The 26138-nt window shown below is 48.9% G+C and carries 21 protein-coding genes and 1 pseudogene; 14 read left to right on the top strand and 8 right to left on the bottom strand.

Annotated features, from left to right (window positions below; translation table 11 throughout):
* Positions 1–209 precede the first annotated feature (209 nt).
* The 7 genes from C173_RS07260 (at position 210) to C173_RS32735 (ending at position 13357) form a co-directional block, all read left to right on the top strand.
* Complete coding sequence (locus C173_RS07260; protein ID WP_036723604.1) at positions 210–2129, top strand: AraC family transcriptional regulator; 1920 nt, start codon at positions 210–212, stop codon at positions 2127–2129.
* A 48-nt stretch (positions 2130–2177) separates the two neighbouring features.
* On the top strand, positions 2178–2735 hold the full coding sequence (locus tag C173_RS07255) for a hypothetical protein (RefSeq protein ID WP_036723603.1): 558 nt from the start codon (positions 2178–2180) through the stop codon (positions 2733–2735).
* 206 nt (positions 2736–2941) lie between these two features.
* Positions 2942–4057 (top strand): DUF4037 domain-containing protein, encoded by a 1116-nt coding sequence (locus tag C173_RS07250; protein ID WP_036723602.1) that lies wholly within the window; start codon positions 2942–2944, stop codon positions 4055–4057.
* A 320-nt stretch (positions 4058–4377) separates the two neighbouring features.
* The gene (locus C173_RS07245) at positions 4378–5814 is read left to right on the top strand and encodes a radical SAM/SPASM domain-containing protein (RefSeq protein ID WP_051477885.1); all 1437 of its coding nucleotides are present in this window, start codon (positions 4378–4380) and stop codon (positions 5812–5814) included.
* Positions 5815–5903: 89 nt separating this feature from the next.
* Positions 5904–9482, top strand: coding sequence for an ATP-binding cassette domain-containing protein (locus tag C173_RS07240; RefSeq protein WP_036723600.1), 3579 nt, complete (start codon positions 5904–5906; stop codon positions 9480–9482).
* A 259-nt stretch (positions 9483–9741) separates the two neighbouring features.
* Positions 9742–12636 carry an S-layer homology domain-containing protein gene (locus C173_RS07235; RefSeq protein ID WP_036723599.1) on the top strand — a complete coding sequence of 965 codons (2895 nt, stop codon included), beginning with the start codon at positions 9742–9744 and terminating at the stop codon, positions 12634–12636.
* Positions 12637–12832: 196 nt separating this feature from the next.
* The gene (locus C173_RS32735) at positions 12833–13357 is read left to right on the top strand and encodes a helix-turn-helix transcriptional regulator (RefSeq protein ID WP_051477884.1); all 525 of its coding nucleotides are present in this window, start codon (positions 12833–12835) and stop codon (positions 13355–13357) included.
* On the opposite strand, the pseudogene C173_RS35620 reads toward C173_RS32735, so the two are convergent.
* The 3 genes and pseudogenes from C173_RS35620 to C173_RS07220 form a co-directional block, all read right to left on the bottom strand.
* Positions 13354–13485 (bottom strand): annotated as a pseudogene (locus C173_RS35620) (flavin reductase family protein); the annotation flags it as partial. The gene C173_RS32735 and the pseudogene C173_RS35620 overlap by 4 nt on opposite strands.
* Positions 13486–13488: 3 nt before the next feature.
* A complete protein-coding gene (locus C173_RS07225) occupies positions 13489–13932 on the bottom strand; it encodes an SMI1/KNR4 family protein (RefSeq protein ID WP_036723598.1) in 444 nt (147 codons plus the stop codon).
* A gap of 205 nt (positions 13933–14137) precedes the next feature.
* Positions 14138–14533 carry a hypothetical protein gene (locus tag C173_RS07220; protein WP_036723707.1) on the bottom strand — a complete coding sequence of 132 codons (396 nt, stop codon included), beginning with the start codon at positions 14531–14533 and terminating at the stop codon, positions 14138–14140.
* 253 nt (positions 14534–14786) lie between these two features.
* Here C173_RS07220 and C173_RS07215 point away from each other — a divergent pair, with 253 nt between their 5' ends.
* The 4 genes from C173_RS07215 (at position 14787) to C173_RS07200 (ending at position 18521) form a co-directional block, all read left to right on the top strand.
* Positions 14787–15479 carry a response regulator transcription factor gene (locus C173_RS07215; protein ID WP_036723597.1) on the top strand — a complete coding sequence of 231 codons (693 nt, stop codon included), beginning with the start codon at positions 14787–14789 and terminating at the stop codon, positions 15477–15479.
* The gene (locus tag C173_RS07210; protein ID WP_036723594.1) at positions 15476–16945 is read left to right on the top strand and encodes a sensor histidine kinase; all 1470 of its coding nucleotides are present in this window, start codon (positions 15476–15478) and stop codon (positions 16943–16945) included. The genes C173_RS07215 and C173_RS07210 overlap by 4 nt, the downstream gene beginning before the upstream one ends.
* Positions 16946–17048: 103 nt before the next feature.
* Positions 17049–18170: a PD40 domain-containing protein gene (locus tag C173_RS07205; protein WP_036723592.1), complete on the top strand. Its 1122-nt coding sequence runs from the start codon at positions 17049–17051 to the stop codon at positions 18168–18170.
* A 114-nt stretch (positions 18171–18284) separates the two neighbouring features.
* Positions 18285–18521: a DUF6953 family protein gene (locus tag C173_RS07200; RefSeq protein WP_036723590.1), complete on the top strand. Its 237-nt coding sequence runs from the start codon at positions 18285–18287 to the stop codon at positions 18519–18521.
* 111 nt (positions 18522–18632) lie between these two features.
* On the opposite strand, the gene C173_RS07195 is transcribed toward C173_RS07200, so the two are convergent.
* From C173_RS07195 to C173_RS07185, 3 genes are read right to left on the bottom strand one after another with little or no spacing between them, the layout of a single operon-like run.
* Positions 18633–19715, bottom strand: a complete 1083-nt coding sequence (locus C173_RS07195) for a mannose-1-phosphate guanylyltransferase (protein WP_036723588.1) — start codon at positions 19713–19715, stop codon at positions 18633–18635.
* Complete coding sequence (locus tag C173_RS07190) at positions 19708–20814, bottom strand: glycosyl transferase (protein ID WP_051477883.1); 1107 nt, start codon at positions 20812–20814, stop codon at positions 19708–19710. The genes C173_RS07195 and C173_RS07190 overlap by 8 nt, the downstream gene beginning before the upstream one ends.
* On the bottom strand, positions 20814–21995 hold the full coding sequence (locus tag C173_RS07185; protein WP_036723587.1) for a glycosyltransferase family 4 protein: 1182 nt from the start codon (positions 21993–21995) through the stop codon (positions 20814–20816). Before C173_RS07185 ends, C173_RS07190 begins: the two co-directional genes overlap by 1 nt.
* A gap of 201 nt (positions 21996–22196) precedes the next feature.
* Here C173_RS07185 and C173_RS07180 point away from each other — a divergent pair, with 201 nt between their 5' ends.
* From C173_RS07180 to C173_RS07170, 3 genes are all read left to right on the top strand, one after another.
* Complete coding sequence (locus C173_RS07180) at positions 22197–22493, top strand: helix-turn-helix domain-containing protein (protein ID WP_063830889.1); 297 nt, start codon at positions 22197–22199, stop codon at positions 22491–22493.
* Positions 22459–23406, top strand: a complete 948-nt coding sequence (locus C173_RS07175; RefSeq protein ID WP_036723585.1) for a DUF1861 family protein — start codon at positions 22459–22461, stop codon at positions 23404–23406. Before C173_RS07180 ends, C173_RS07175 begins: the two co-directional genes overlap by 35 nt.
* A gap of 84 nt (positions 23407–23490) precedes the next feature.
* The gene (locus C173_RS07170) at positions 23491–24075 is read left to right on the top strand and encodes a 50S ribosomal protein L25 (protein WP_162174673.1); all 585 of its coding nucleotides are present in this window, start codon (positions 23491–23493) and stop codon (positions 24073–24075) included.
* 127 nt (positions 24076–24202) lie between these two features.
* Here the strand turns inward: C173_RS07170 and C173_RS07165 are convergent, their stop codons facing one another.
* Both C173_RS07165 and C173_RS07160 read right to left on the bottom strand, forming a co-directional pair.
* Positions 24203–25144: a carbohydrate ABC transporter permease gene (locus C173_RS07165; protein WP_081751059.1), complete on the bottom strand. Its 942-nt coding sequence runs from the start codon at positions 25142–25144 to the stop codon at positions 24203–24205.
* A gap of 41 nt (positions 25145–25185) precedes the next feature.
* Positions 25186–26070, bottom strand: coding sequence for a carbohydrate ABC transporter permease (locus tag C173_RS07160; RefSeq protein ID WP_051477881.1), 885 nt, complete (start codon positions 26068–26070; stop codon positions 25186–25188).
* Positions 26071–26138: the final 68 nt, after the last annotated feature.

Raw genomic sequence — 26138 nt, 5'->3', positions numbered from 1 at the left:
CGCCAGGTTTAACTGCCGCTCCCGTCCCTAATGAACCTGATAGACGCTTGGACTTCCGCATGTGGGAGGCAAGCGTCTTTTTGCTTTTGAGAAGACTCCGGTCAACCCGTGTTGACAGTACGAATCCTATTCGTTATGGTGATTAAAAACAGGATTCAATTGAGAATGATTATCTGTTCGATCATTTAGGGGGAGCTTGCGAATCAGCTATGGATGCTCTGAGAATTATACAATTATGGAATCAGGTGACGGTGCGCGTGCTTGATGTGCGGCTGAAGCAGGCCGGAACCGGCGGGGATTTGAAGCAGTACCGCTTACCGGCGAGTGCATTTTTATTTGTTTTCCAAGGGCAGGGTGAGTTGTGGGTTGACGATGAGGTATGGCTATGCGACCGTTTTTACGTGCTGCACGCCGGTAAAGGCGCTCAGGTGACGATCCGGAGCCAGGAAGCACTAAGCGTATATATCGTACTGTACAAAGCTTCGCTGCCCGCTTCGGCCTCGTATGAATTTCATAGGATGATGCATGAATCCGACCCGTTTCTGGACAACTGGGGCTTCCCGCCCGTTGAACCGCTGGCTATGTTAGAGCTGCTTCAGACAATATGCGGCAGTTGGCTTCAATTGGATGACGGATTGACCCGGCTGTCGGTCAAGGGAGATTTCATCCGCTTCGTCCATGCAGTTCTGAGCGAGCACCTGTTCAGACCCGGTGAGGTATCCTTGTCCGAGCAGGTCATCCGGTATTTGTCCAGAAATTACCGTAAGCACATCTCGCTAGAGGAGCTAGCGCGGCAACTGAATTACAGCCAGCAGTACATTTCGAGGAAATGTAAAGAACAGACAGGACTCAGTCCGCTGGATTATGTTATCCGTTTCCGGATGGAGGAAGCGAAGAATCTGCTGGCCGGTACGATGGCAACACAACAGGAGATTGCAACCCATGTTGGTTATCCAGATCTTATGTATTTCAACCGCATGTTCAAGAAATATGCCGGCATAACGCCAGGCCAATATCGTAAACGATATGGACAGTCCGTTTCAGATTATGCAAGGAATAGGTCACAATCGTCCGTTGTTCCCAGCCGGTCATTACGCTATCCTTTTCATGTGAGTGATATTGATTATCAATTTCAATGGAATGAGGCGAATAGAATGACCAGAGCAACCAGAAGCTTGTATGCAGTGATGCTGTTATGCTTAACCGTGATGTTAACGGCTTGCGCTGGGCCGGTGAACAACGGGAGCGCAACGCACAGCCAGGTTGCCGTCAGCGCTTCTCCAACCGTAACCGGGGCTAAGGCCTCTTCGGGGACCAAGATGGTTAGTACCGCTTTTGGCGATGTCGAGGTTCCTGAGCACCCTCAGCGCATAGCGGCAATCTCTTATCTCGGTACTGTACTTGCGCTGGATGTTCAGCCGGTTGCAGCCGAATCGTTCCTGATGTCGAGCCCGTACCTGGAGGGAATGCTGGATGTTGTGACGGATGTCGGCGACTCGCTTGAGAAGCTGCTGGAGCTGAATCCGGATTTGATCATAACGCATAATCCACAGCCTGAGGTAGTTGAGAAATATCAGAAGATTGCGCCAACGGTATCTGTGCCTTACAATCAGTTCGCATCCATTCAGGATGAGATGCTGTATTTCGGCAATTTGCTGGACCGGCGCGAGGCCGCGGAGCAATGGAACGAACAATTCGAGAAGGAAATTGCAGACATTCGGGCGAAGGTTAAACAAGCGGTTCCTGAAGGGAAGACGCTTTCGATTATGCAGGAGTATGACGGAAACGTGAGCTTGTTTGGTCCGAAGTCGGGTCGGGGCGGCCGGCTGATGTATGAAATCATGGGGCTGAAGCCGCCGGCTGCCGTTCCCGGATATATGCTGGAGGAATCCTATTACGAATTTTCACTGGAGAAGCTTTCAGAGTACATGGGGGATTATTTAATTCTGACTACAGAGTCCAGTTTAGAATCGTTGCAGGCTGATCCGATATGGGGGTCGCTGGGCCCCGTTGCCCACAATCGGGTGTTTATATGGACGGAGAACCAATCCTGGTACCGTGACCCGATCGCTGTGAAGAGTCAAATCAACGAACTGACCGACTGGATCATCGAGGTAGCTAGCCGGTAAGGATTTAGAATTGGGTTGACATAAGCTACGCTGGGAGGGAGCGGAACGATGTTCTTATATCATTATTATGATGCATCTGTGGGTCCGTTTGTTAGCCTATCTGATTTGCCGGGCGATCAGGCGAGGGCCGTGCTGGAGACGATTAAGCAGACCAAGCCCAAGGCCCAGAGCGCCCAAAGACATGATAAGTATGTGGAATATCGGCGGAACTGCGAGAGCATCATCCGGGCGGAATTTATACGTAAGGGCGGTGTGGTCCAGCGGTCCTCCCCGCATTATATGGTAGTTGAACACAGTCCGTGGCTAAGCACATGGTTCGAGAATGGCGCATCGCTCAAGATTCCGATTGAGGAATTTGATGTGAACACGATTTCTTTTACCTATGGGGACTCCATGCCTACCTTCAGCCCGCTGATTAACGATGGCAAAGAGTACAGGCACACTCTGTATACCTATCCCGAGATTGTGAGCATCATTGACAAGTACGGGTTACCGCAGAATTGGAACAATGACGGAAAGTACGGTCCGGAGCGGTACGTCGAAGCGCATGTCTGGAGCGATGGGGCGGTTGGCCGGTATCTGAGTGAGCGGAGCTGGGCCCGATAATATGGTATCGAAATAACCAGAAAACGGCTGGATCAGGGGAACCTGACCAGCCGTTTTTAATGGAATAGTATTATTATCAAGACTTCAATCTAAATGATAACAGAATTCAAATGAATAGTTTAGTAATTTTTGGGCGATATGTTAACATAAGGTTACCGGTAAAACAAAATGTGAGTGCGCACTGTTACATGAAATGGAGTCTGCAAATGAAGGGTTTAGACTTGAGCGAGGAGTTCTATTGGGAGATTGTGAGGCCGCTGATCGCCAGACGTTTCCCGCAACTAATGGAGAAGCATGCTGCCGGATTGATTGGATATGGCTCGGATGTTCTAGGGCATGATGACGACTTATCAAGAGATCATGAATGGGGAGCCAGATGCTACATTTGGCTGCAGGACTCGGACTACGATCAATATGCTGTAACCCTCGATCAAGCGTTGGATGAAGAGGTTCCGGCTTTATTCAAAGGGTATCCCGCCCGCTTTTCTGTAGATGAGTCTCACAAGGTGCTTATACCCTCTAATGGTAGTGGCAATCTGCATCATATTGCTATTACATGTGTCTCCCGGCATATGCGAATCCAACTGGGTCTGCATAGTGTGCAGCCTTCCTTACACGAGTGGCTAATGCTTCCTGAGCAGAAATTGCTCGAATGGACAAGAGGGAGAATCTTCACAGACCCTATAGGGGAAATAACAGAAGTGCGTAAGACCCTTGCTTATCTGCCAGATGATATCTGGCGCTATAAATTGAAATATGCCTGGAGTTCATTCTGTCATCTCTATGTGGTAAAGCTCGCTGAACTTCGGGGAGAAACGTTGTCAGCCCAGCTGCTGTTAAACCGGATGGTGGAGCAGGCGGTGCAATTGGTCTTTCTCTACAACAGAAGGTATCGGCCGGGGACCTACAAATGGCTGTCCAGGGAGCTGGCGCAGATCAGCCCTGTGGTCAATGAGCATGTTAAGCAACTTGAAGCGATCCTGATGGAACCCTCTATTGCAATAGCAGTGCAACAACTGGAAGGCTTGTTAATGAAATTGGCGTATCAACATAATGGATTGAAAATAACCGAATTTATTGAACTTCAGCCAGCGCCGTTCTACGCAAGAGGCCTGCAATCGTATTCTTATGTAAATATAGAAGATGCGATACTGGCTACGTTACCTGGAGAACTCCAGCATCTTGAAATCCCGGGTGCACTGGATCAGTTGATTACAAGTGATCACGTGTTGATCTGGGCGGATCATTATTCCAAATTCAGGCCAGTATACAGTGCCAAGTCTGATATAACAAGAACCGGGATAGGGGATATGATTGTCTAGCTGACCGTGTTTAATAGTCACCGCCGAAACGATGAACATGATATTTTTAACAGTTTTTTTACCAGAAGATGAAATAATATATTTTATAACATCTGGGATTATATATCATAAATGAATCTTTATCACATAATTCTATTTCTCTTGAAATAGACCGTGAATGGAGGTGAAACTATGAAAAAGCCAGTAATGATCCATCCTTCGTCTGTTAAAACAAATTTAAACCCATTGACGACTAATCGTCCTTGCTAATCTAACCAGGGATATCTGTGGACCTCTTAGGGCACTCAGATATCCCTTATAACTTATAACGGAGGATAAATATGAAGGTTTTGTATAAGCTAGCCCCTAACTTAATCAAGTATTCTATTACGGATGACTATTACTTTATCTACAATGCACTGTACGGAAATGGAAGAATAGTTTCTAAAGAATGTAATGACTTTTTTGATGGTCATACTATAATTTCGGAGCATGAAGTATTGGAGTATTTTGGCGATGAAATGTTCAATGATTTAATTGCTTTGAATTTTGTCTATAAGGTTGAGGAAGATGAACGGGCCTTGTTGGAGAAAGAATTGGATCAACGGCAGCAGGAGTTACATACTGGTATTTATTTTGACAGGCTTCATCTTTCTACAACTAACAAATGTAATATGAGCTGTAGCTACTGTTTTTGTAGCACCTTTGACTATAGTGAAGCTAACCCGCAAGATGATAAGCTGAGATTTCCGCAGCAGGCAATGTCTTTTGAGGTTGCCAAGGAAGCTATTGAGAAATCGATTCAGGTCATTCAAATGAACGGAAAGAACAAACTGTCAATTGAGTTTTTTGGTGGAGAACCTTTTTTGAACAGTAAGCTGATTGAAGAAGTATTATTACACTTCGGCGATGGTACAAGCTTTGGCATGGATTTGGAATACGGAGTCACGACAAATGGTTCATATTTGCCATCCAGCATATTGGAGCTGTTGGCTAAGTATAAGGTGCGAGTGGCTGTAAGCATTGATTATATTGATTACCTTACAGGTGAGTTCCGTGGAGAAGGAAATAATCTGATTAAATGGGCTACACTGGACAAGAATATTGGCAAGCTTAGAGATCGCAATATCAATATTGAACTGCAGTCAGTGATGTCAGAAGAGACTTGGGATCATTTTAATTATGAGCTCATAGACTATGCTGCAGCAATGGGAATAAAAAGTATTGAGATTATCATGTCTTTTGATTTTGATTTTTATAGGAAGTTTGGTTCCAAAGAGATTGGTGACCGAATTCTTGATGCTTATGATTATGCTCAGACTAAAGGCGTGTTGTTATCAGGGTATTGGTATCAATCATTCTGGGGAATTGTTCATCCGGACGAATGGGTGGAAAGAAGAGCCTGGAAGACCTGTCCTACCATCGGGCGTCTAATAAGCATTGAGCCGGATGGCAGTGCCTATGCCTGTAAAACAACTTCAAAAAAATTAGGAAATACAGATTTATTTCAGGAGATTTTTGCCGGTGAAGCATACCGTTATTATGCGATGAGAGCGTATTCCAACTCCACGGGTTGTGTCGATTGCGAATTGGAGGGATTTTGTTCGGGGAACTGTACAGGCGCTGTAGAGAATGAATTTGATGATATCTATAACTATGATGAAGCATACTGCAAAACAATTAAACATATAGTTAAAGGATTGCTGGAACGTTATTTCGTGGAAATTAAAGCGCAACTGCCGGAGACCGAGAAAAAAGCAGATTATATATCAGGATAAAATATGTTAACCAGGCTCCGTCTTGTTATAGGATGGGGCTTTGTATAGTTTAACTATTTAATTTCGCAATAAGTGAAGGGATGAACAGTTTGACTAACCCGAATCAGAGCCGCTCTCTTGAAGAGATATCAAATCCTATTCAAAGGATATTTTTTACGTGGACACGTTCGTTTACTAAGCAAGCTATTCGTAAGGATCAGCCGCTAAGTACCATCCAAGAATCCATTCTCACTATTCCTTCCACATATGGAATCGGTCGGTTTCAAGAAGAATCAGCATCCGTACGCAGATCCAAAAAAGTGATGCCGCTGGTTATTCATATCGTATGCCAATTAAAATCCTCTTTCCTGGCCTATGCACTACTTTCGTTTCTGACCCTGGCCCTACAGTTCTCTATCCCGTATTTGTTTCCTGATATCCTTCGCGCCATTATTAACGATAGCTCACAGCCTCACGGGGCAACACTGGGAGCGATCTTTCTGTTTGTTGCCATTCAAATGGTGAAGGTGATCTCCAATTCTCAATTTCTGCATTTCCGCTGGAAGCTAATTATCTCCACTGAATTCAATTACCGCAATATCCTGTTTAAGAATATTCTGCGGAAAAAAGAATCCGCGCAGCGTGCAGGGCAACTGATAGATTTGTACGGAAATCAAATTAGCTGGTTCAGAGGAATAGTTTGGTTTATAGACGGCATAAGCAGCGCGCTCGGGATTCTATTTGGCGTTGCACTCCTGGTAATGTATTTAGGCGCCGGGGGTCTTATGGGGTGTATTTTGCTATTCGCAGCACCTATGTTTTCGAGGCTGCTTCATGAACTGAATCGGGTAGATACTGAGCTCAGCCGTGCAAACAGTAAGCGATTATTTGAAATCAACGATTACCTTAATAAATATAGAGAAGCTAAACAAATGAACTTCACCAATTACTTCATCCGCAAGATTAATAAAGCAAGATCGCGCCAATCGGAATTTTTACATAAAAAAAGTAAGATTCAAATTCTGCTAACTCTAATCAACTATTCTCTGGTTCCGTTGACGGCCATGATATGTATTGGCTTCTCCTCTCTAATGGGCTATCCGCTAAGTGTTGAGAAAACCATGGCATCCTTTATTGTATTTGGCCTGCTGGATCGGTGTATTAACGATTTCCTCGTCAGTATCAACACAGTTAGACAGGGGCTAAAGGCTGCCTCACTCGTAAAGGAATATGTTAGCCTGGATGAAGAAGAATGGGAGGGAAGCAGAGGGACTGTAGAGAAGGCAGGGACGATCTCACTGAAGAAAGCAACGTATAGCAGACCTAATGACCCTGGCCAGATTCTGCTTACAGATATAGATCTAACGGTCAATCCAGGACAGTTGGTTATCATTGTAGGTGAAACGGGGTCCGGGAAAACGAATCTGCTGCGAGCCATTGCCGGATATCTGGAACGCGTTCAAGGAGAAGAATCTGCGGAGCTGCGCTGTGAGGAGGTCATGGATCATTCACCTTTATTCCCGGTAAGCATCAGAGATAATATCATCCTTGACAGGCCTTATGAGGAGGCGCGTTATCGTCAGATCATTCATTTATGCGAGTTAAGCAAGGATCTGGAACAGTGGACAAACGGGGATTCTACTGTTATCAACACAGATATGGTCAATCTGTCAGGCGGGCAGAAAAAAAGAATTTTGCTGGCCCGGGCTGCATATCAGAATGCTAAGACCGTATTGCTGGATCAGATTCTGAATTCTTTGGATGCAAAGGTGCGAAAGAGAGTACTTAAAAATTTGATTCTGGATTATTGGAATGATACAACTAGAATTATGGTGGCAGCCACTATGGATCAGGAATTATTCGAACGGGCAGACCAAGTGATTGTAATGAAACAAGGCCGTATCAACGATATTTTCCAAAAGAATGCATTCGATTACAATACACTTCGTGACTTTCTTCCTGATGAAAAAGTAATTCAAATGAATAACGAAAGTATCACCAAGGCATTGTCAGAAGAACAGAGCTTAAAGCGGGAAGAGCCGGGCCCTGAAGAGCAGGAGAAGATTAAACAATCTAGTCTTAGAGTACTGAAGCACTACTTTTTGGCATTAGGAAGCAGGCCGCTGCTGATTCTTTTCATAGCTTTATTTATATTAGCGCAGGTTATCGATGCTGCCTCTATCTATATTGTGCCGAGGTTTGGTGGAAATACTGCAAACCCTATGTTATTCGCCTCTATTTATTTTGGCATAGCTCTATTGCTGGTTATTACCAATGTAGTGCGTATAAGTATAATCTACTTAGGGAATGTAAAAGCCGGTGAAGCCCTTCATCAGCAATTATTACAGCGGGTATCGAAACTCAGTTTTTTGCAGTTCAGTAAACAACAGAACGGGGCATTATCCGCGCGTTTTTCCAATGATATGAAGGTTATTGATATGGATATGAGCGGGTACACCAGCAATCTGCTGGAATCGTTTTTCAAAATTATTGCCGCAGCAATTCTAATTGCTTACTCGGATTTCTATATGGTGCTGGTGCTTGGTGTGTTCCTGATATTTTTTAATAAAATTCAGAAGGAAGTTCGGATCACAGGCAAAATTACATCCAGGCTAGCCAATGAAGCCCACGAGCCCTGCCTCGCTATTCTTAAATCTGTGGCTGCAGATTCTAATTATGTAAGGAAGCAAAGCCTGCAAACTTATTTTACGAATATCTGGGAAGGGAAGATTACAGACGCATTAAATGCAGAGTATACAAGACAGTCAGTGAATAGACTTTATCTGTTCTGGATAGAGGTGGCAGGGTATTTTACATTTTCTGTTTTCTTGATCCTTATGAGCTTGAGGGGCTTCTCGGGAGACTCCGTTATCATCTATGTGACTTTAACCTATACGTTAACGGCATTTTCCAATTTTGAAGTGCTGCTCAGAGATCTTCGTCATATGGAAATTGGGACGAATTCACTTGAAAGAATTTTGGGGCTTGAGCGCGGAAAATCCCCGGTAAGCGCAATGGAGGCTACACCTTCAGTTATGGATACGGCAGGCGGCCTGACAATCAGGAATTTGAGCGCCAAATATAGTGATTCAATACCAGTCATCTCCGGATTGACATTAAAACTTGAGCCCACTGAAAACCTGCTGGTCAAAGGAAGAACGGGAAGCGGTAAATCTACGTTATTTTACTGCCTGACCCGATTTATGGAGTATGAAGGCGAGATTCTGCTCGGAGACACTAATGTGAAGTCCATTCCAGATCATCTGCTGATGAAAAAAATAGTCACCCTGCCGCAGCGTCCGGTGCTGTACCATGGAACGCTAAGAGATAATTTGGACCCCGAGCAGCAATGTACGGATCAGGAGATATGGTCAGTGCTTGAAAAGTTAAACCTTAGAGGGAGAGTAAGCTCACTTCAACAAGAAATTGATGAAGATCAGGGGAGCTTCAGCCAGGGTGAAAAGCAGCTTCTTAATTTGGGAAGATGTCTGTTACTCAAGCCGGAATTGTTATTAATTGATGAAGCAACCACCGATATTTATGGAGCACAAGAATCAGATTTGTACAGACTGATAAGCAGGGAATTGCCGAATACGATGGTCATTGGCATTTCACACAAAGAGACCCAGTCCAGCTTTTATCATAACATTCTGGATATGGAAGAGATGAAACTCCAAAAAATACGATAAGGGTCTCTTTGAATTAGATGCAGGAAACTGTAGGCAGCCTTTAGGCTATCAAGCTTATGCTTGATGGTCTTTTTTTAAATTTTCTTCCTCTAATATTCCAATTTATACAATTTCCTAGTATCAATATACATAGTAAATGTACATAGTCCTATTGTAGAATCAAGAAGTTGTCGAATTATGGAGCGATATTCCATCCTTGGAACTCTGTAGGGCGATGGTTTTTATGAATTTTTTTATACAGAAAGAGGGGGAAGAAATTTTGTTATTCCAAGCAGCACGCCGTAAACTCAGTCTGGTGATTGTATTTGCCCTGCTAATAAGCAGCCTTACGCCACATCTGGTGTTCGGGGAGTCCGCGCAATTGAAAGATATCGCAGGCTCTTATGCTCAGAAGGAGATTCAATCCTTAACTGAAGCAGGAATCATCTCGGGGTATGAAGATAACACCTTCAAACCGAATAAGGCTATGTCGCGCGCCGAACTGGCGAAAATTATAGTTCTGTCCTTAGGACTGGAAGTAAGTGGTGATCAGGCCGCTGCATTCAAAGACGTTGCCGCTACCAGCTGGTATCGTGGTTATGTAGGTGCGTTGGTGAAGGCAGGCATCACAGAGGGGACATCGGCGAGCACGTTCAGTCCTAATTCGAGTGTAACCCGGGAAGAGCTGGTTGTATTTTTCATCCGGGCCTTTGAATTAGATGAAACGGCGAAGAAGCTTCCGCTTGGCAGTAAGCTGTCGGATATGTCTGAGGTGTCTGAATGGGCAAAAGCTCAAGTATCCCTGGCCTTCAACAATGGGTTCGTTAACGGGGTTCAAGGCAGTGATGGCACGCTGAAATTCAAACCTAAAGAGCGCGCAGAGCGCCAGGCTCTGGCCCGTCTCGCATATGAGTTCAAGACGAATAAGGCACTATATGTTGAGAAGTCCAAGCAGCTCCTTGCTGAAGAGATGAACAATGTTAAGACTCCGGTGGTTACTCCGGCTCCCACAGCGACACAAGCTATCCGTGATACGTCTGTGAGCGCTCCGGCAGCCCCGGGTCCAGGAACGCCAGCATCGGCAACGCCTGCACCAGCGGAGCCGACTCCAGCACCCGCAACACCGGCACCAGCGGAGCCAACTCCAGCACCCGCAACACCGGCACCAGTGGAGCCAACTCCAGTACCGGCCAATGCTCTCCAGATTGTAGTGAAGGGGGAGAGTACAGATGCTATTTATGAAGAAGAGTCCACTGAAGTTATTTTCCGTACAACGCTTAATGCGGCAGAGACAGTAACTGCAAGTGTCTATCAGGTAGATGACAGCGGCAAAATGATGTCACAGATCACCCTGCTGTATGATGATGGTTTAGAAATTCATGGAGACAGCCTTGCGGCAGACGGACTCTATAGCGGCAAAGCAGCATTAACTGAAAATACAGAGGGCTACATAAATCTGCAGGCCTTTGTTGGAGAGGTACCTAGCAGTGCAGTCTTTAAACTGTCTGTACTGAAGCATCTTACAGATGAACAGCTTGCACAAACAGAAATGATTGAAAATAATACACAGAGTAAGCTTGATCAACTGGCTGCTTCTACAGGTAATTTGCAACAGGCAAAGGAAGAGACAGTGGCTTGGCTTCAAACCCAGGACGAAGTAGAGCATGCAGGAATATCGGGTGAAGGAGGAAGCATCTGGTATTTGCTGGACAACGGGATTCTAGGCGGAATATCCTCGGCCCCTGAGAATACAAAAGGATTAAACAACACTGTAGAAGAGGCTGCGTCCAATAATGCATTGACGGCGCTCACGCAAGATGTGGAACAAACCGTAGCCACCATAGGAAGCCAGCAGGTTGCTGTGGTCTCTCCATTCTCCGGGAAACTTCCATCTTCGACGGTGTATGACGCTGTATATCAAAGTTTTGAGCAGTCGAATTACCCCTTCCTTGTGGAGAGAGTAAAGGACAGCGCAGCGGGCGTTAACTTCTTCAAAGGACTTAATCAGTATGGTGTTGTGGTCTTAGATTCCCATGGGGATACGTACTATGATGAGATTGTGCTCCAGACATTCCATGATAAATACGGTGTTGATTTCAAATATGCGGGGCCGCAAGTCATGTTCCTGACTGGAGAGAAGGCAACCGCAGAGAACAACAAGATCTATGAACTGGATCTGAAAAAGGGAAGATTGGCTATCATATCAGGTTATTATGCGATTACGCCTTCTTTCATTACACGGTACAATGATATGCTTCCCGGCACTATTGTATATAACGGCAGCTGCCGCAGCGCATACAACGATTCCATGTCGGATGCGTTCATCAACAATGGCGCCAGCACTTATTATGGTTACACCGATTATGTAAAGCTTGCTTATGATCAGGTCATTGCTCCATCCGTATTCAATGCCTTGAATAATGAGAATATGACAACCGGACAAGCTTTTGAGGCAGCAGTGGCTGCTCATGGAACCGATGACGGGTTGGCAGCATTCGTTATGAAGGGGAGCAGCATCGGTACGAAGACCGAAGGGATTATCAACGGAACCTTTGAGAACGGAAAATGGACCGGCTGGAATGGAAACGGAGATGTCCGGGTCATCTCAAAGCTGGGGCCGCTTAAGCCTACAGAGGGTAACTACATGGCGATTATCAGTACTGGCCTTGGGTTTGAAAACAATGATAAGGGAGGATATGACTACAATTCCGATAGTTATATCGAGCAGAGCTTCATTGTCCCGGCGGGAGCCACAACCTTGTCGTTCGATTACAATTTCATTTCTGAGGAGCCAAAGGAGTTTGTTGGAACCAAATACAACGATACATTTAGAGCAACAGTAACTTCAAGTGTATACATCAATCCGGCTTCCCTCGTCACCTCACACTTGAATGGCGGACCTACGGTGACGTCCAGTGTCTACGGACAGGAATCTGTGATTGTGGGTAAGGAATCGATTAATGAATCCACAGCCTATTGGATTGATGAGAACAAAGTAGACGTTAATTTCTACGGCGGGGATGATACGGCCTACATGACGAATTGGAAGCACGTCCAATTTGATGTGAGCCAATTTGCCGGCAAGGGCTCCATTGTCCTCCGGTTCCATGTGTGGGATCAAGGTGACAGCGTCTTTGACACGGCGGTATTGATCGATAATGTAATATTGAAATAACCGTAAACGGCTGGATCAGGGGAACCTGACCAGCCATTTTTTAATGGGATGAGCATTCAAGACTACTACATAGCCTTTTGCAACCTAGAGTTGCAGAATAAATTTAGAATACTCTACTTACGCTCGATTTCGATATCAGCTCCTCTATGCTACTATTGGCTGTGTTGAGTGATAGTAGAGTGGAGGTGTGGTCACGTTGATAGATAATAACAAAGCCGGGCAGAATATATTGAACTTAAGGAAGGGGCTATCCCTGACCCAAGCAGAGCTGTCCAGCTTACTTGGCGTAAGCCATCAGGCGGTTTCCAAGTGGGAGCAGGGAGACTGCCTGCCTGATATCGGGGTGTTGCTGAAGCTTGGACAGGTCTTTGGGAAGTCGGTGGAAGAGCTTCTGTTAGGGGAGAGCGTTAGCCGCGATTCAGCTTCTGAGGAAATTGGAAGCCCTCCCATCGAACTGCCGGATGAGGTCTGGACTGCGGCCTTGGATCGTATCCAAGGCCGCATCTCACCACCCAGCTTCAACACCTGGTTCAAGGGCACGAAGGGGAAACAGCTGGGGGAGACTTACTGCGTCTACAGTCCGAGCCGTTTTGCTTCAGAATGGTTATATCACCGTTATTCCAATTTGATTGTACCGGTTCTCGAAGATATTACAGGCACATCCAGCCTTAAGGTCGAGTTCTGCTCTATGGGAGCATGGGACACCAACCGTAAGGGTTAGGTTTCTGCCCGGTAGGTTTTGCCAAGCTGATGACCCAGACCAAAATAATGGCGGAAATTGTAGATGAGCGGACTCCATTTCAGAGGATCGATATGATTGTCATCCATAATAATTAGGTGCAAGGAATGAAGCTACCACTCCATAAAATTCTCTTCAATCAGCGCAGCAAACGATTCTGCGATCACCTCGTAATCCCCGTTATCATGGTCGATGAGCAGCACGCGGCCCTCGGGGTCAAGCAGGATCGGGTTGCCCGAGCCGTCCATGGAAAAGACTGCACTTCGTGCAAGCAGTCCGCTCATAGCGGTATCCTTGTAATCCTCGCGGAAGGACAACGTTAACTCGGTCACACTCTCCCGTCCGATGGAGGAACCGTTGCTGAAGGCGTGTACGGGTAGTCCGGCATAAGCGCCGCCAAAGCTTCGGATGAATTGAACATAATCCTGATCCAGCGACAGACCCAGTTGCTTCTCTGCCTCAGCGATTTGTTCCTCTGTTGCCGGTGTACCGAGCAGACTCTGATTCCCTTCTTTGGTTAAAAAAAGCTGTAAACGTTCCATTAGCGCATCATTCATTGTTCTTCCTCCATTTCTAAGAGTATCTATTAATCATAACAAGAGCGGGACTTAGGTCAATAGTGCTCTTTGAATGATCTAAATGTGTTGCTGCGAAGGCATATGAGCCGGATATAAAAAAGCTGTCCCATACGCAGTAATTCTGCGAAAGGGACAGCTTTTTAAATACTTTCAACCCTATTTAGTTATCGCTGCGCCCATTCACTCAGCCAAACGAAGTTTCGACACTCTGCGCGACAATCTCCCTCAGCTCGGCCTTCTGTGCGTTGAACTGCTGCGGGGTGATGCTGCCGCTGGCGAGTCTGGCTTCGAGCTGCTGGGTCAGCTGCTTGACTTGCAGGTTGATGACCTGGGTCACGTTGCCGCCATTCTCTTCTGCGATGTTACGCAGGGACTTGCCTTCATATAAGGCGTCGTATAGCTCTTCGTCAGAGGTCGGGTTCAGGTTCAGGGCATCCAGCAGCTCATCGGTATCGGCCACATCAGAGGTGGACCATTTGGCGACAGGAAGGGTATGTAAAGCCGGCTTACCCCAGGCCGTTCCTCCGAACGACATAGCTACGATCATTGTTCCTACAATCATTACACGCTTAATATTCATATGTTTTATATTCATGTGTATAATCCTCTTTTCGTGGTTGGTTATATCGGTCAAGGTTCATCATTTACCGCGGCTAGTGAACTTCAGCTAAGTACAGTTTACCCAATAATACTGAAATGAAGCTTAAGTCTTCTTAAAGATAACCTAAACTTTGCTTGGCTCTGCCGGTTCCTTGCTCCGGCTTCTTCATCTGCGTTATTCTTGAAGGGCAGTAACAGATCAGAACAAGCGTGAGCGGAAGGATGAACCGTCTATGAAAAAAATACTGGTCGTCGATGACGAACCGGCCATTGTAAGTGCGATTGCCTACGCGCTGCGGCGTGAAGGCTATGAGGTCGATACTGCCGGTGACGGGGAGGAAGCGCTGAGCAAGGCGAATACCTTTCGTCCGAATGTGCTGGTGCTGGATGTAATGATGCCGAAGCTGAGCGGTTATGATGTCTGCCGCAAGCTGGAGGACCGGGATGATATTGGAATCATCCTGCTGACTGTCAAGAATGATATTGTCGATAAAATTGTCGGTCTGGAGCTGGGTGCAGACGATTATATGACCAAGCCCTTCGAGATCCGCGAGCTGCTGGCCCGGGTGAAGGCGCTTCTGCGCCGGCTGGAGAAGAATACGGCTGAGGTTCGCAGTGAGCTGATCGAATACGGCCTCTTGCAGGTTCACCCGGACCGGCGTAGCGCCGAGCTTGGCGGGGAGCCGCTGGAGCTGACCCCGAAGGAATTCGATCTGCTGCATCTGCTGCTCTCGCACCCGCAGCGGGTGTATATGCGCGAGGAGCTGCTGGAGCAGGTCTGGGACATGGACTATGCCGGGGGAACGCGCACCGTGGATATTCATATCCAGCGGCTGCGCAAAAAGCTGGGCGAGCCCTACCAGAATATCCTGCAAACCGTCTACGGTGTAGGCTATAAGGCAGTGCCTGCGGGGAGCTACTCATGAGAATCAGCATCAAGCTGAAGTTCAGCCTGTTCCTGGCGGCGCTGCTGATTCTGGCCGTCGGCGTGCTGAGCTACTTCGTCCTGCGCGGCGTGGAGCGCAATGAGCTGAGCCAGACGGAGCACAATCTGGCCCAGCACGTCAACACGGTCAATCTGCGCGTAAAGCAGACATACTATACCGGTGCGCGCCTTACGCCGCAGGTCTTCATGCAGCAGCGCGGCAAGGCGCTGGCTGCCGAGCTGGCCGGATTCACCGGCCTGGAGGTGACCCTGTACGACAGCCAGGGCCAGCAGGCGGGCACCTCGGCAGGCGGGCCTGGGCCTGGTCCGGGCAAGCCGGATCTCAGCACAGCGCTGGACTACGCGCTGAATAACAAGGTCGCCTACCAGAGTGAAGGCGACAAGCTGTTCTACCTGGCCCCGCTGCAGGGGCCGGAGGGCCAGATGGGCGTGGTGCAGCTGCAATACTCCCTGGAGGGAGCCCGCAGCTTCCAGCAGACGCTGCTGAATCTGTTCCTGACGACAGGCGGCGTGGTGCTGGTGTTCAGCTTCATCCTCGGGTATCTGTATTTCAACCGTGCGGCTGCCTCCATCGGGCGGCTGAAGAAGGCGGCGGAGGATATCCGCGGTGCCAACTATATCACGGCTCCGCCGGTGCGGCGTAAGGATGAGCTGGGGGAGCTGGCCGAGGGCATCTACTTCATGAGCCGGGAGATCGAGCGCAGCATTGCCGCCAAGGATGAAGAACGGCGTAAGCTGGAGCTGGCGGTGGAGAAGCTTCAGGCGCTGGAGCAGCAGCAGAAGCAGTACATCGGGAACATCAGCCATGAATTCAAGACGCCGCTGACCTCGATTAAGGCGTATGTTGATCTGCTGAATATGTATGACGATGACCCCAAGCTGCTGCATGATGCCAAGCTGAGTATCGCCAAGGAAACAGAGCGGCTGTACGAGATGGTGGAGAAGGTGCTGCAATTAACGGCGCTGGAGAAGTATGATTTTGAATCCCAGGCAGAGCTGCTGGAGGTTGAGAGTACGCTGCGCGATATCTGCGGACGGATGAAAGGCAAGGCGGAGCGCTACGGCCTCACAGTCAGGCTTGACGCCCAGCCCGCGCATATCTGGATCGATAGAGAAAGCTTCATGCATATCTTCATCAATCTGCTGGACAATGCGATCAAATATAATGTCCCCCAGGGGAGTGTTCATCTGTACAGTGAGGTCAGGGATCAGCGGGTATGGATCACCGTGCAGGATTCCGGCATCGGCATTCCGGAGGCGTCGCGGGAGAAGATCTTCGAAGCGTTCTATACGGTCAATCGTGACCGTTCCAGAGCCTCGGGCGGCACAGGGCTTGGTCTCTCGTTGGTCCGTAATCTGGTGGAGAAGCAGGGCGGAACCATTGCCTTGTTGGAAGGCTCAGGCGAAGGGGCGGCGTTTGAGCTGTCTTTTCCCCTGGTGACCTGAAGGGATAAAGTTTACAAGTTGGAGATATTTGCGATGCGGTTTGGAAATAAGCGTCCGCTATGCTGAAGTGGCAACATGAGCGATGAGCTGGAGGGAAGCCTGAATGAATCATAAGAGCCATAGAGCCAGGGGCAAGATCTGGAGCATTCTGCTCTGCGGAGCTGTTCTGCTAACGGTTACTGCCTGTAGTACTGAGAGCACAGATACACGTGAGGTTGTAGAGAAGGCAGGCCGCAAAATTACAGTCCTCGATAATATCAGCGAACCGGTCTATACAAAGCTAAAGCTTGCGGGCATACAGAAGGTGGAGGGGGTGCGGGGGACGGATTTTGCCGGTGAGGATGTAATGGTAGTGACCAAGGAGAACCGCAGTCTTCCCTCGCAGATTATTGAAGGACAGGAACGGTATCCGCTGAATCTCTATCTGCATACCCTGTCCACAGGTGAGGAAGCACCGCTTCAGACGGGAGAGCTGAATTACGGCGCGCCGCAGTTGTCTCCGGACAAGATGCATGTTTTCTACAAGGAGCTGTATGACCCCACAGGATTCGGATATATTATGGATCTGTCCGGGGGTGAACCGGTGAAGGTAAGTGATGCAGAGTTTCGGGTGGAGGAAGGAAAGTGGGCGGATGACGCGCATGTGATTTTTCCTGATATGGAAGGCAATATTCTAAGTGCAGATCTAACCGGCAAGCAGGAGACGATTGTGAAGACGGGCATCCCGTATGTGCATGAGGTGGTTCAGACCGGCAGCCGGATTCTCTATGTTACAGGTGAAGACAGCCAGCTTAGCGCCTATGACACAGCGACGAAGGAGACCAAGGTGCTGCGAAAGAATGTGATCTGGGCGGTTCCTTCTCCGGACGGAAGTCAGATGGCGATTGTCGAGCGTATCGGACGCGGAGAGATGACTCTGAAGCTCTGTGACAGCGAAGGCAATGAGCAGTCTAAGCTAGCTTCAGGGCAGCAGATCTTCGGCACCAGCTGGTCGCCGGACGGCAAGCTGCTGGCTTATGCAGTGACGGCGGCCGGTTCAACGGATGACCAGCAGGACCTGTTCATTACCGAGGTGGAGACCGGAGAGCAGACACCTGTACTGAATGATTTTCATCTGGCTGATCCTCTCCACTGGAGTCCGTCCGGCAAGAAGCTGCTGGCTACAGCTACGGTACTGAAGGATAATATCTATCAGTTTCTGACCTATGTGGTTAGCCTGTCGTAGCTTTCTTATTCGCCAAAAGGTAAAGGCCGCTGGAATGGCGGAATCGACTGGCGGGATTCGTGGTATAATGGGGGAATGTGCAAGCAGGATGAACAGGAAGGAGCAGTACCCCCAATGGAAGTAACCGCACAGGAAGTAGCGGAGTGGATGGTGAAGGAGATTAAGTTCACAGGAACTTTATACCAGACCGCTGCGATTGAATATGTGAAGGCGAATTTCGGTGAGGAATTTGTATTCGTGAATGAGAATGGCAATGCCTCGTTATCCAAGGAAGTGAAGAAGGCCTTTCGCAAGCTGCATGGTGGCCGGATTGCCTGGGACCGCGACGGGTTCCTGTGGGCCTGGACCTGAGGCTGGACGAGTAGAGGATAACCATAAGAACATAACAAAGGGAGCATTGCTGTAATAGCAGTGCTCCCTTATGTTATACTCCTGCTCTTAATACAACATTAGTGACATCCCCTATACATATTCCAGCATGCCCTTGTCCTTGAGCAAATCAACGATATCTTTAACCGACTGCGCCTTGTCCTTAGGGCAGATCATGAGGGCATCCCCCGTGTCGGCGATGATGAAGCCGTCTACGCCGATGGTGGTGATCAGCCGCCCGTTACCATAGATAATGGAATTGCGGGTGTCGATGCCGACATGATTCGCTTTGATAATGTTGCCTTCATCATCAGGCGGGAAGATGGCGCCGAGTGCATCCCAGCTGCCGATATCATTCCAGCCGAACTGGCCGGACAGCACCACTACCTCATCAGAGCGTTCAAGTATGCCATAGTCAATGGAGATATTCTGCAGCAGCGGATAGATCCGGTTAATCGTCTCCTGCTCCTGGTCTGTACCGAGCGCTTCACTAATCGGCAGCATCGTATTATATAGCCGCGGCAGATAACGCTTAAAGTTATCGATAATGACCGAAGTCTTCCAGATGAAGATCCCGCTGTTCCAGAGATAATTGCCTGAGGCCAGATACCCCTGTGCCTTCTTGAAATCCGGCTTCTCCACGAATTCAGCTACATCGTATACGGCAACCGGCTTGACTGCGATCGGCTCCTGGTCATAAGCGATGTAGCCGTAGCCGGTGGATGGGAAGGTCGGCTTAATCCCGATCGTGACAATGGCGTCACTCTCCATCGCGACGGTGCAGGCTTCGTCCAGCGTAAGCCGGAACTGCGGCTCATCGGTAATATAATGATCGGAAGGCAGGACGACCATTAGGGAATCCCCTTCACTCATCTGCTGGATGGAGAAGGCGGCAAACAGGATGCTTGCTGAAGTATTCCGGGCCACAGGCTCGATCAGAATATTGCTTTTCTGAACACTACTGTGCATAATGCTCTCCAGCAGGACCGCCTGGGTGCGGTTCGTTACAATAACGGTATTCTCCTGCGGGATGATGCCCTTGAAGCGTTCGATGGTATCGTTCAGCATAATATCGTTGCCGCTGATGTTCAGCAGCTGCTTGGGGATTTCCTGTCTGGACAGCGGCCAGAAGCGGGTGCCGCCACCGCCTGCAAGTATGGTTGCGTATTTATCCATGATGAGTCACCAGATGGGCAATCGAGAAGGATATAATGCTCTCCGATCCCTGATTGAGGTTCAGCCCTGAGCTGTGAATGCCGTCGTAGCAAGCCCCGGACTGGGGGTCAATCAGGGAGATCTGCAAGGAATTATTCCCTGTATACCAGGCGTAGCACAGGTCAGCCCGCTGCAGATAAGCCGGGTCCTTCAGCACAACGGCCGCTTCCTCGCAGGCCAGCAGCATTTCGCAGGCTTCGATGGGCTGTTCATCATATAACGCAGGGCTGCCGCCGCGCAGCAGCCAGCCGTGGCTGCCAATGGGCTTGTAATAGCCTTCCGGCGCGAAGGTCCGGGAGATCAGGAAATCGAGGCTTTCCTTAGCCGTGATTCTCAGCGCCGGATTGCCGGAAATCTTGTAAGCCTTAAGCAGCGCCCAGGGCAGCATCGAGTTACCATACGTAAGACTGTCTTCATACCAGTTCCAGCCTTCGCCCTTGGTGAGATTGTATTGGTCATTCAGCCGGACGGCAACAGATTCAATAAGTTCTGTGATGAAGGCTTCAGGCAGGAAGGCGCGTTCTTCTTCTGTACTTGGTATATGCGGATAAGGGAAGGAGTAGGTGAGTGCTCCTGGAGTCCCGGGTAAATAGCTGAGTCCGATCACGGCATAGGCCAGAGCCCGGGGCGACCGCAGGCCTGCGATATGCGGCAGCGCCTGGTTGATTAAATAACGGCAGGTATTCAGCAGATTATCAGGCAATATGGAGGAATAGGAGAGTACGAAGCCCAACGCCCAGAGGGTACGCCCCTGGCAATCCTCAGAGCCCCGTTCTTCCAGGAAGGAACGGTTATAGTCCATGAAGTTCCGGAAGTTGCCTTCTTCAGTCTGTGCATGGTGGACGAAAGAGAGGTACGTATGGATCAGGTCGAGGGAGGCGTTGTCCTGATTTTTTTTGTACATCAGAACGGCTGCAATTAGAGCCCGCGCATTATCATCGGTAGTGTAGCCTTTGGCACGGTCGGGAACCCCGAATTTCGTATGCTGAAAAATCCCTGTATCATCGGTAATCCGGCGCATATAGTCCGGCTTGAACTGTAACACTGCTGGCGCCTGCATCAGATCACACTCCGGTCAGCCGGTGTGGCAAGGCCTATAATGTCCTGGAAGATGGCGGCATAGGTCTTCGCAACCTCACTCCACATCATTGTACTGCCGAGTTCCTGTGTACGCTGTTCCATATCCCGGACTTTGGCCGGACTGTCCAGCAGCTCCAGAATACAGGCCTCCAGGGAAGCCGAATCGCGGAATTCTGCCAGCAGTCCTCTGCCTCCCGCCAGCATTTCTTCGGCATAGCGGTAAGGGGTGGAGATAATCACTCTGCCATAGCCGACTCCATAAGCGAGCGTTCCGCTGACGGCCTGTTCCTTGCCCAGATAAGGAGTCATATATATATCCGACATCACCAGGGACTCAATGACCTCTTCCTGGGTCAGCAGCTTGTCGACGAACAGCACATTATTGACCAGGTCTAATTCATGCACCAGATCGGTCAGCTTTTGCCGGTAGACTTCACCGGTCTCCTGCTTAACGACCGGATGCGTCTTGCCCCAGATGATATAGAGCGCGTCAGGATGCTGCTTCACTACGCCGCTCATAGCCTCAATCGCATATTCAATGCCCTTGCCGGGACTCAGGAAGCCGAAGGTCGAGAGGATTTTGCGTTCGCCGAACTTGTACTGGAGCTTCAGCTCTGCACGTGTGGAGGTCTGGACAAAAGGAACGCCGTGATGAATGAATGCTATTTTGGCGGCGTTAATATGATAGACAGAGATTAGATCCTCTACTGTGGATTGGGCCATGGTCACCACCTTGACGCTTCCTTCGGCGAGCCGGGTGATAATCTCATGCTGCTTGGGGGTAGGCTTGGTTAAGACAGTATGGAAGATAACTACGTAAGGGATCTGAAGCTCTTCTGTGAACTGCAGCAGATATTCGCCGCTCTCTCCGCCGTAGATGCCGAATTCATGCTGAATGACTAGCAGATCGGTATCTGACTGGTTGATGTCCCTGGCTGATTCTATATAATCAGATAGCTGATGTTGGTTGATTTCCCGCATGACCTGATCCGTGTAACGGTAGTTCCCGTTGTTATTCATGGCGATGATGCGCGGTTTGTTGAAGCCCTGAAGCTTCGTGAATTCATCCAGCAGATCCTGGGTGAAGGTAGCAATTCCGCATTCTCTAGGCAGGCTGGTGGACAGGAAAACAATGTTTTTATTGCGGTTGCTGTGGTTCATAATAGAAAGCCTCCCTATTGATTATCGAACTTTTGGGGACAAAAAAAGAAAATAAAGAGGACTTTATTTTCCGGGGATGAGTGGTATAAAGTTTTGTTTCTGCAAATTATTTCCTGACCAAACTATAACATGACCATTTAATCTTGTCAATTTATTGACTCCCTTGAAATCACCGGATATAGTGATGTAGGAGGTGTATGGATGCCAGTCATACGCAGTAAATTGAGTGAGGTTATGGATAAGCATGACCCGAAATTATCGATTCGCAAGCTAGCGAAGGACATTAATTACCATTTCGATTCCGTCCGGCGGATGTACAAAGACGAGATGGTGCAGTATCCCCGGGATCTGCTGCTGAAGCTGTGTACGTATTTCAATATTCAGCCTGGGGAATTGATCCGGATGGAATCGGATGAGAACGATTGGGCAATAGATAAGGCAAATGAATATGAGGAGGAAGGCAATGACAAGGAGCCCGGCGAAGACAGCAACCTGTAATGAACTGCTGGATACCTTTTATGCCAATCTCCGTACCGTGCACGTGGAGAAGCTGGTCTTCTCCGGCGTGGGCGGACGCGATGTATACAATATAACAGCCCCGTTCCTGCATGACGGGGAGGAAGTAATCTTGGGAAGAGTTGAGGAACGGGATAGCGAGTTCTCTCAAGTCTTCTTTTTTACATCCGGCGCAGATGGGGTATGGGTTCCCCGTGCGCATACCCATACCTATAATCTGCAGGACCCCTGCGTAACCCGCGTTAAGGGAGAATTGATTGTCGGCGGAGTTGAGGTGATTACGGCTGGGGATAATCCGCCCAAGATAGTCTCCTGGGTTACCCAGTTTTACCGGGGATACCGGATCGACTCGCTTCATCACTTCGCCTCCGGTCCGGAGCTGATGAAGGATATCCGGCTGATTGAGCTTCAGGATGGCAGAATCGGTGTACTGACCAGACCGCAGGGAGAGCGGGGCGGCAGAGGACAAATTGGCTTCACCATTATTGATTCACTGGAGGAGCTGCATGAACAGACCTTACTGGAGGCGGAGATTCTGCAGCATCAATTCGTGCCGGAAGAGTGGGGCGGAGCCAATGAAGCCCATCTGCTGCGCAATGGCCATATAGGTGTGCTGGGGCATATTGCCTGCTTCGACCGTCTGGGGAAGAAGCATTACTACTCTATGGTCTTCTCGCTTAATCCGGACACTTTGGAGACTACCCCGGTTAAAATCATCGCAGCCAGAAGCGATTTCCCGATCGGTCCGGGCAAACGTCCTGATCTGCAGGATGTCATCTTCAGCGGCGGACTGGTACGCGGAGCGGACGGCCGGGCGGTATTGTCTGTAGGCGTCAGCGATGCGGAAGCCTATAGAATCGAGATCCCTGATCCTTTTGCCGAATATGAAGTCTGATTGCTGCAGGTTTGACTAGATTCTATGGTCATGTTACACTTGAGGTGACAAGAATTTATGGTCGAAGAGAGCGGGAACCAAGCAATGAGTAAATTTATTCAACTAAGCAATCGTACGTCTGACACGAAGTCCAACCTGAATGTGGCAAGAAAGCAGGGCCGCATCCCGGCTGTACTGTACGGAATTGGTAAAGATACTCTTAGTCTTGAAGTGAACGAGAAGGAATTGCTGGAAGTGCTGAGAACAAATCCGCGGGCGATCCTGCAAGGGAAATTGACCGACGGTACAACCGTTCCGGTAGTGGTTCAGAACATCCAGAAGCAATCCATGTCCGGTAAAGTGCTGCATATTGATTTCCAGCATGTGAACATGAGCATCAGCATGGACAGCAAGGTGACCATTCATTTTGCAGGCGAAGCTGTTGGCGTCAAAGAAGGCGGCGTACTGCAGGTGGAAATCTATGAAGTAGAAGTCCGCTGTATGCCGGGCGATCTGCCTACTTCCATGGAAGTGGATATCAGCGGCCTTGCCATCGGCGACCAATTGCTGGTGTCGGATCTGATTTTCCAGGATGGCATTGAAGTGCTGACCGATCCAAGTACGGTCATGATTCAGATCAAGACTGTACATGAAGAAGTTGAGGAACCGGCAGTAGTTACTCCGGCTTAAATACAGTATGACGCATAGCCCTTTCGGGCAGAACGTCTTGGAAGCTCATGATATATCATGATTCCGCTACGTCTGCCCGAAGGGGCTTTTTGTTGTTGTGGGGGACAGGAAGGAAGTCAGGGGGAGGTTATTTCAGCGCCCCTTCTGTCAGGCCGGCAACGATATAGCGGTGGAAGAAGAGGTATACGACAATCATTGGGAGCGTAATAATCGAGAGTGCTGAGAACAGCAGCTTATAGTCGGTCATATACCGGCTGGAGAAGGCCAGCAGGCCAACCGGAATCGTCTTCAGCGCATCGTTCTGGATGTACAGCATAGCCAGCAGCAGCTCATTCCAGGCATTCAGCGCCGAGAAGATCCCCACGGTGGCCATGTTCGGAATAAGCAGCGGAAGGATAATCCTGCTGTACATTCTCCAGTTGCCGCAGCCGTCTATCCGGGCAGCCTCCAGCAGCTCTTTCGGTATAGAATCCAAGTATGCCTTGAGCAGGAATATGGCCAGCGGAAGGCCGGTTCCAATGTAAGGAAGGATTAAGCCCATATAGGAATCCTTCAAATTCAGCTGCTCAAAAATATAGCTCTGGGCAATGAAAAAGGATTGCAGCGGCATAAACAGTCCGAATACGAACATCAGCATCAGGAAGCTGCTGCCGCGGAAGCGGAGCTTGCTGAAGGCGAAGGCTGCGAGGCTCGCGAAGAGCAGAATGCCCGCAACGGTGGCCGAGGTTACAATTACACTGTTGCCGGCGTAGGTGCTCATATTGCCGACGGTCCAGGCTTTGGACCAGTTCTGGAGATTGATCTGTTCCGGCAGTGCGAATGGAGCGGAGAAGATCTCCCGGTTCTCACGGAAGGAGGAGAGAATAAGCCAGAGAATCGGGTAGAAATAGAAGCAGGAAATGAAGATCATGAACAGATAATACAGAATATGCGAGAACGCTCTGCGGCTGGCCGCTTCCCCGCCGCTGTAAGCGTCTTTCTTGAGATCCAGGGCTGTGGTCGTCAAGCGGTACACCTCACTTTCGTATAATGTACATGTATCGGGGTCCCCGCAAAGTACCTGAGTCATCACCCGAAGCCTCTTTCAGAGGACTGCGAAGCCGTGTCTTCCTAATACTCCAGTACACTGGAGTCTTTCTTATTCAGTCTGCCGGCCACAAGCCCGATCACTGCGATCACAATTGTCATGATGACGGCAAGTGCGGAGCCGTAGCCGATGCTCATATGGGTGAAGACTACTTTGACTAGATAGGTCGTAACGATTTCGGTTGAATTATACGGTCCGCCGTTGGTCATTACATAGAACAGATCGAAGGACTGGAAGCCGGTAAGTACACACAGCATGATGCCTGTCTCCACCAGATTACGGATCATGGGCACCTTGATTTTGAAGAAGATCTGTCCTTCCCCTGCACCGTCCAGATAGGCCGATTCATAGACTTCTCTAGAGATGCGCTGGATTCCTGAATAAAAGATGGTCATATAGAAGCCTGCGTAGACCCAGCCGGATACGATGCAGATGGCATAAAGCGCGGTATCGGGGTTGCCCAGCCAGACACGGGTCCAGCTCTCCAGGCCGATCTTCTCCAGCAGGATATTGATGAGGCCAAAGTCGGAATTATAGACGAATTTCCATAAGTAGGAGACGACTATCATCGGCAGCATGACAGGCACGAAGAAGGCGAGCCGGAAGAGTCCGCTTCCCTTGCGGCCCATCGTGATCAAGCCTGCGAGCCCGAGTCCGGCAATGACTTCAACAAAGACAGTGGCGACAATATAGATTAGCGTGTGTCCGTAGGAGTTCATGTAGACACGGTCCTGAAAAGCCCGGATGTAGTTGTCGAAGCCGGTGAATTTCATAGTGCCGATCCCGTTCCAATCGTAGAAGCTGAATACGAAGGTCATAAGGACGGGGACAAGTACAACAAAGCCAAAGAGCAAGAGGGCTGGAGATATGAACAGGTAGGGAGAGAACTTATTGCTTCGGCCGGACATGGGTCCACCTCCAATTCAAGATATAAGGGGGGATGCGTAATCTTCGATTTCCGGATGAAGCCGCCTTA

It is taken from the genome of Paenibacillus sp. FSL R7-277, assembly GCF_000517965.1.
Classification (GTDB): Bacteria; Bacillota; Bacilli; order Paenibacillales; family Paenibacillaceae; genus Paenibacillus_AQ; species Paenibacillus_AQ silagei.
The sequence above is the reverse complement of the archived record's forward strand: the minus strand, read 5'-3'. Positions and strand labels throughout refer to the sequence as shown.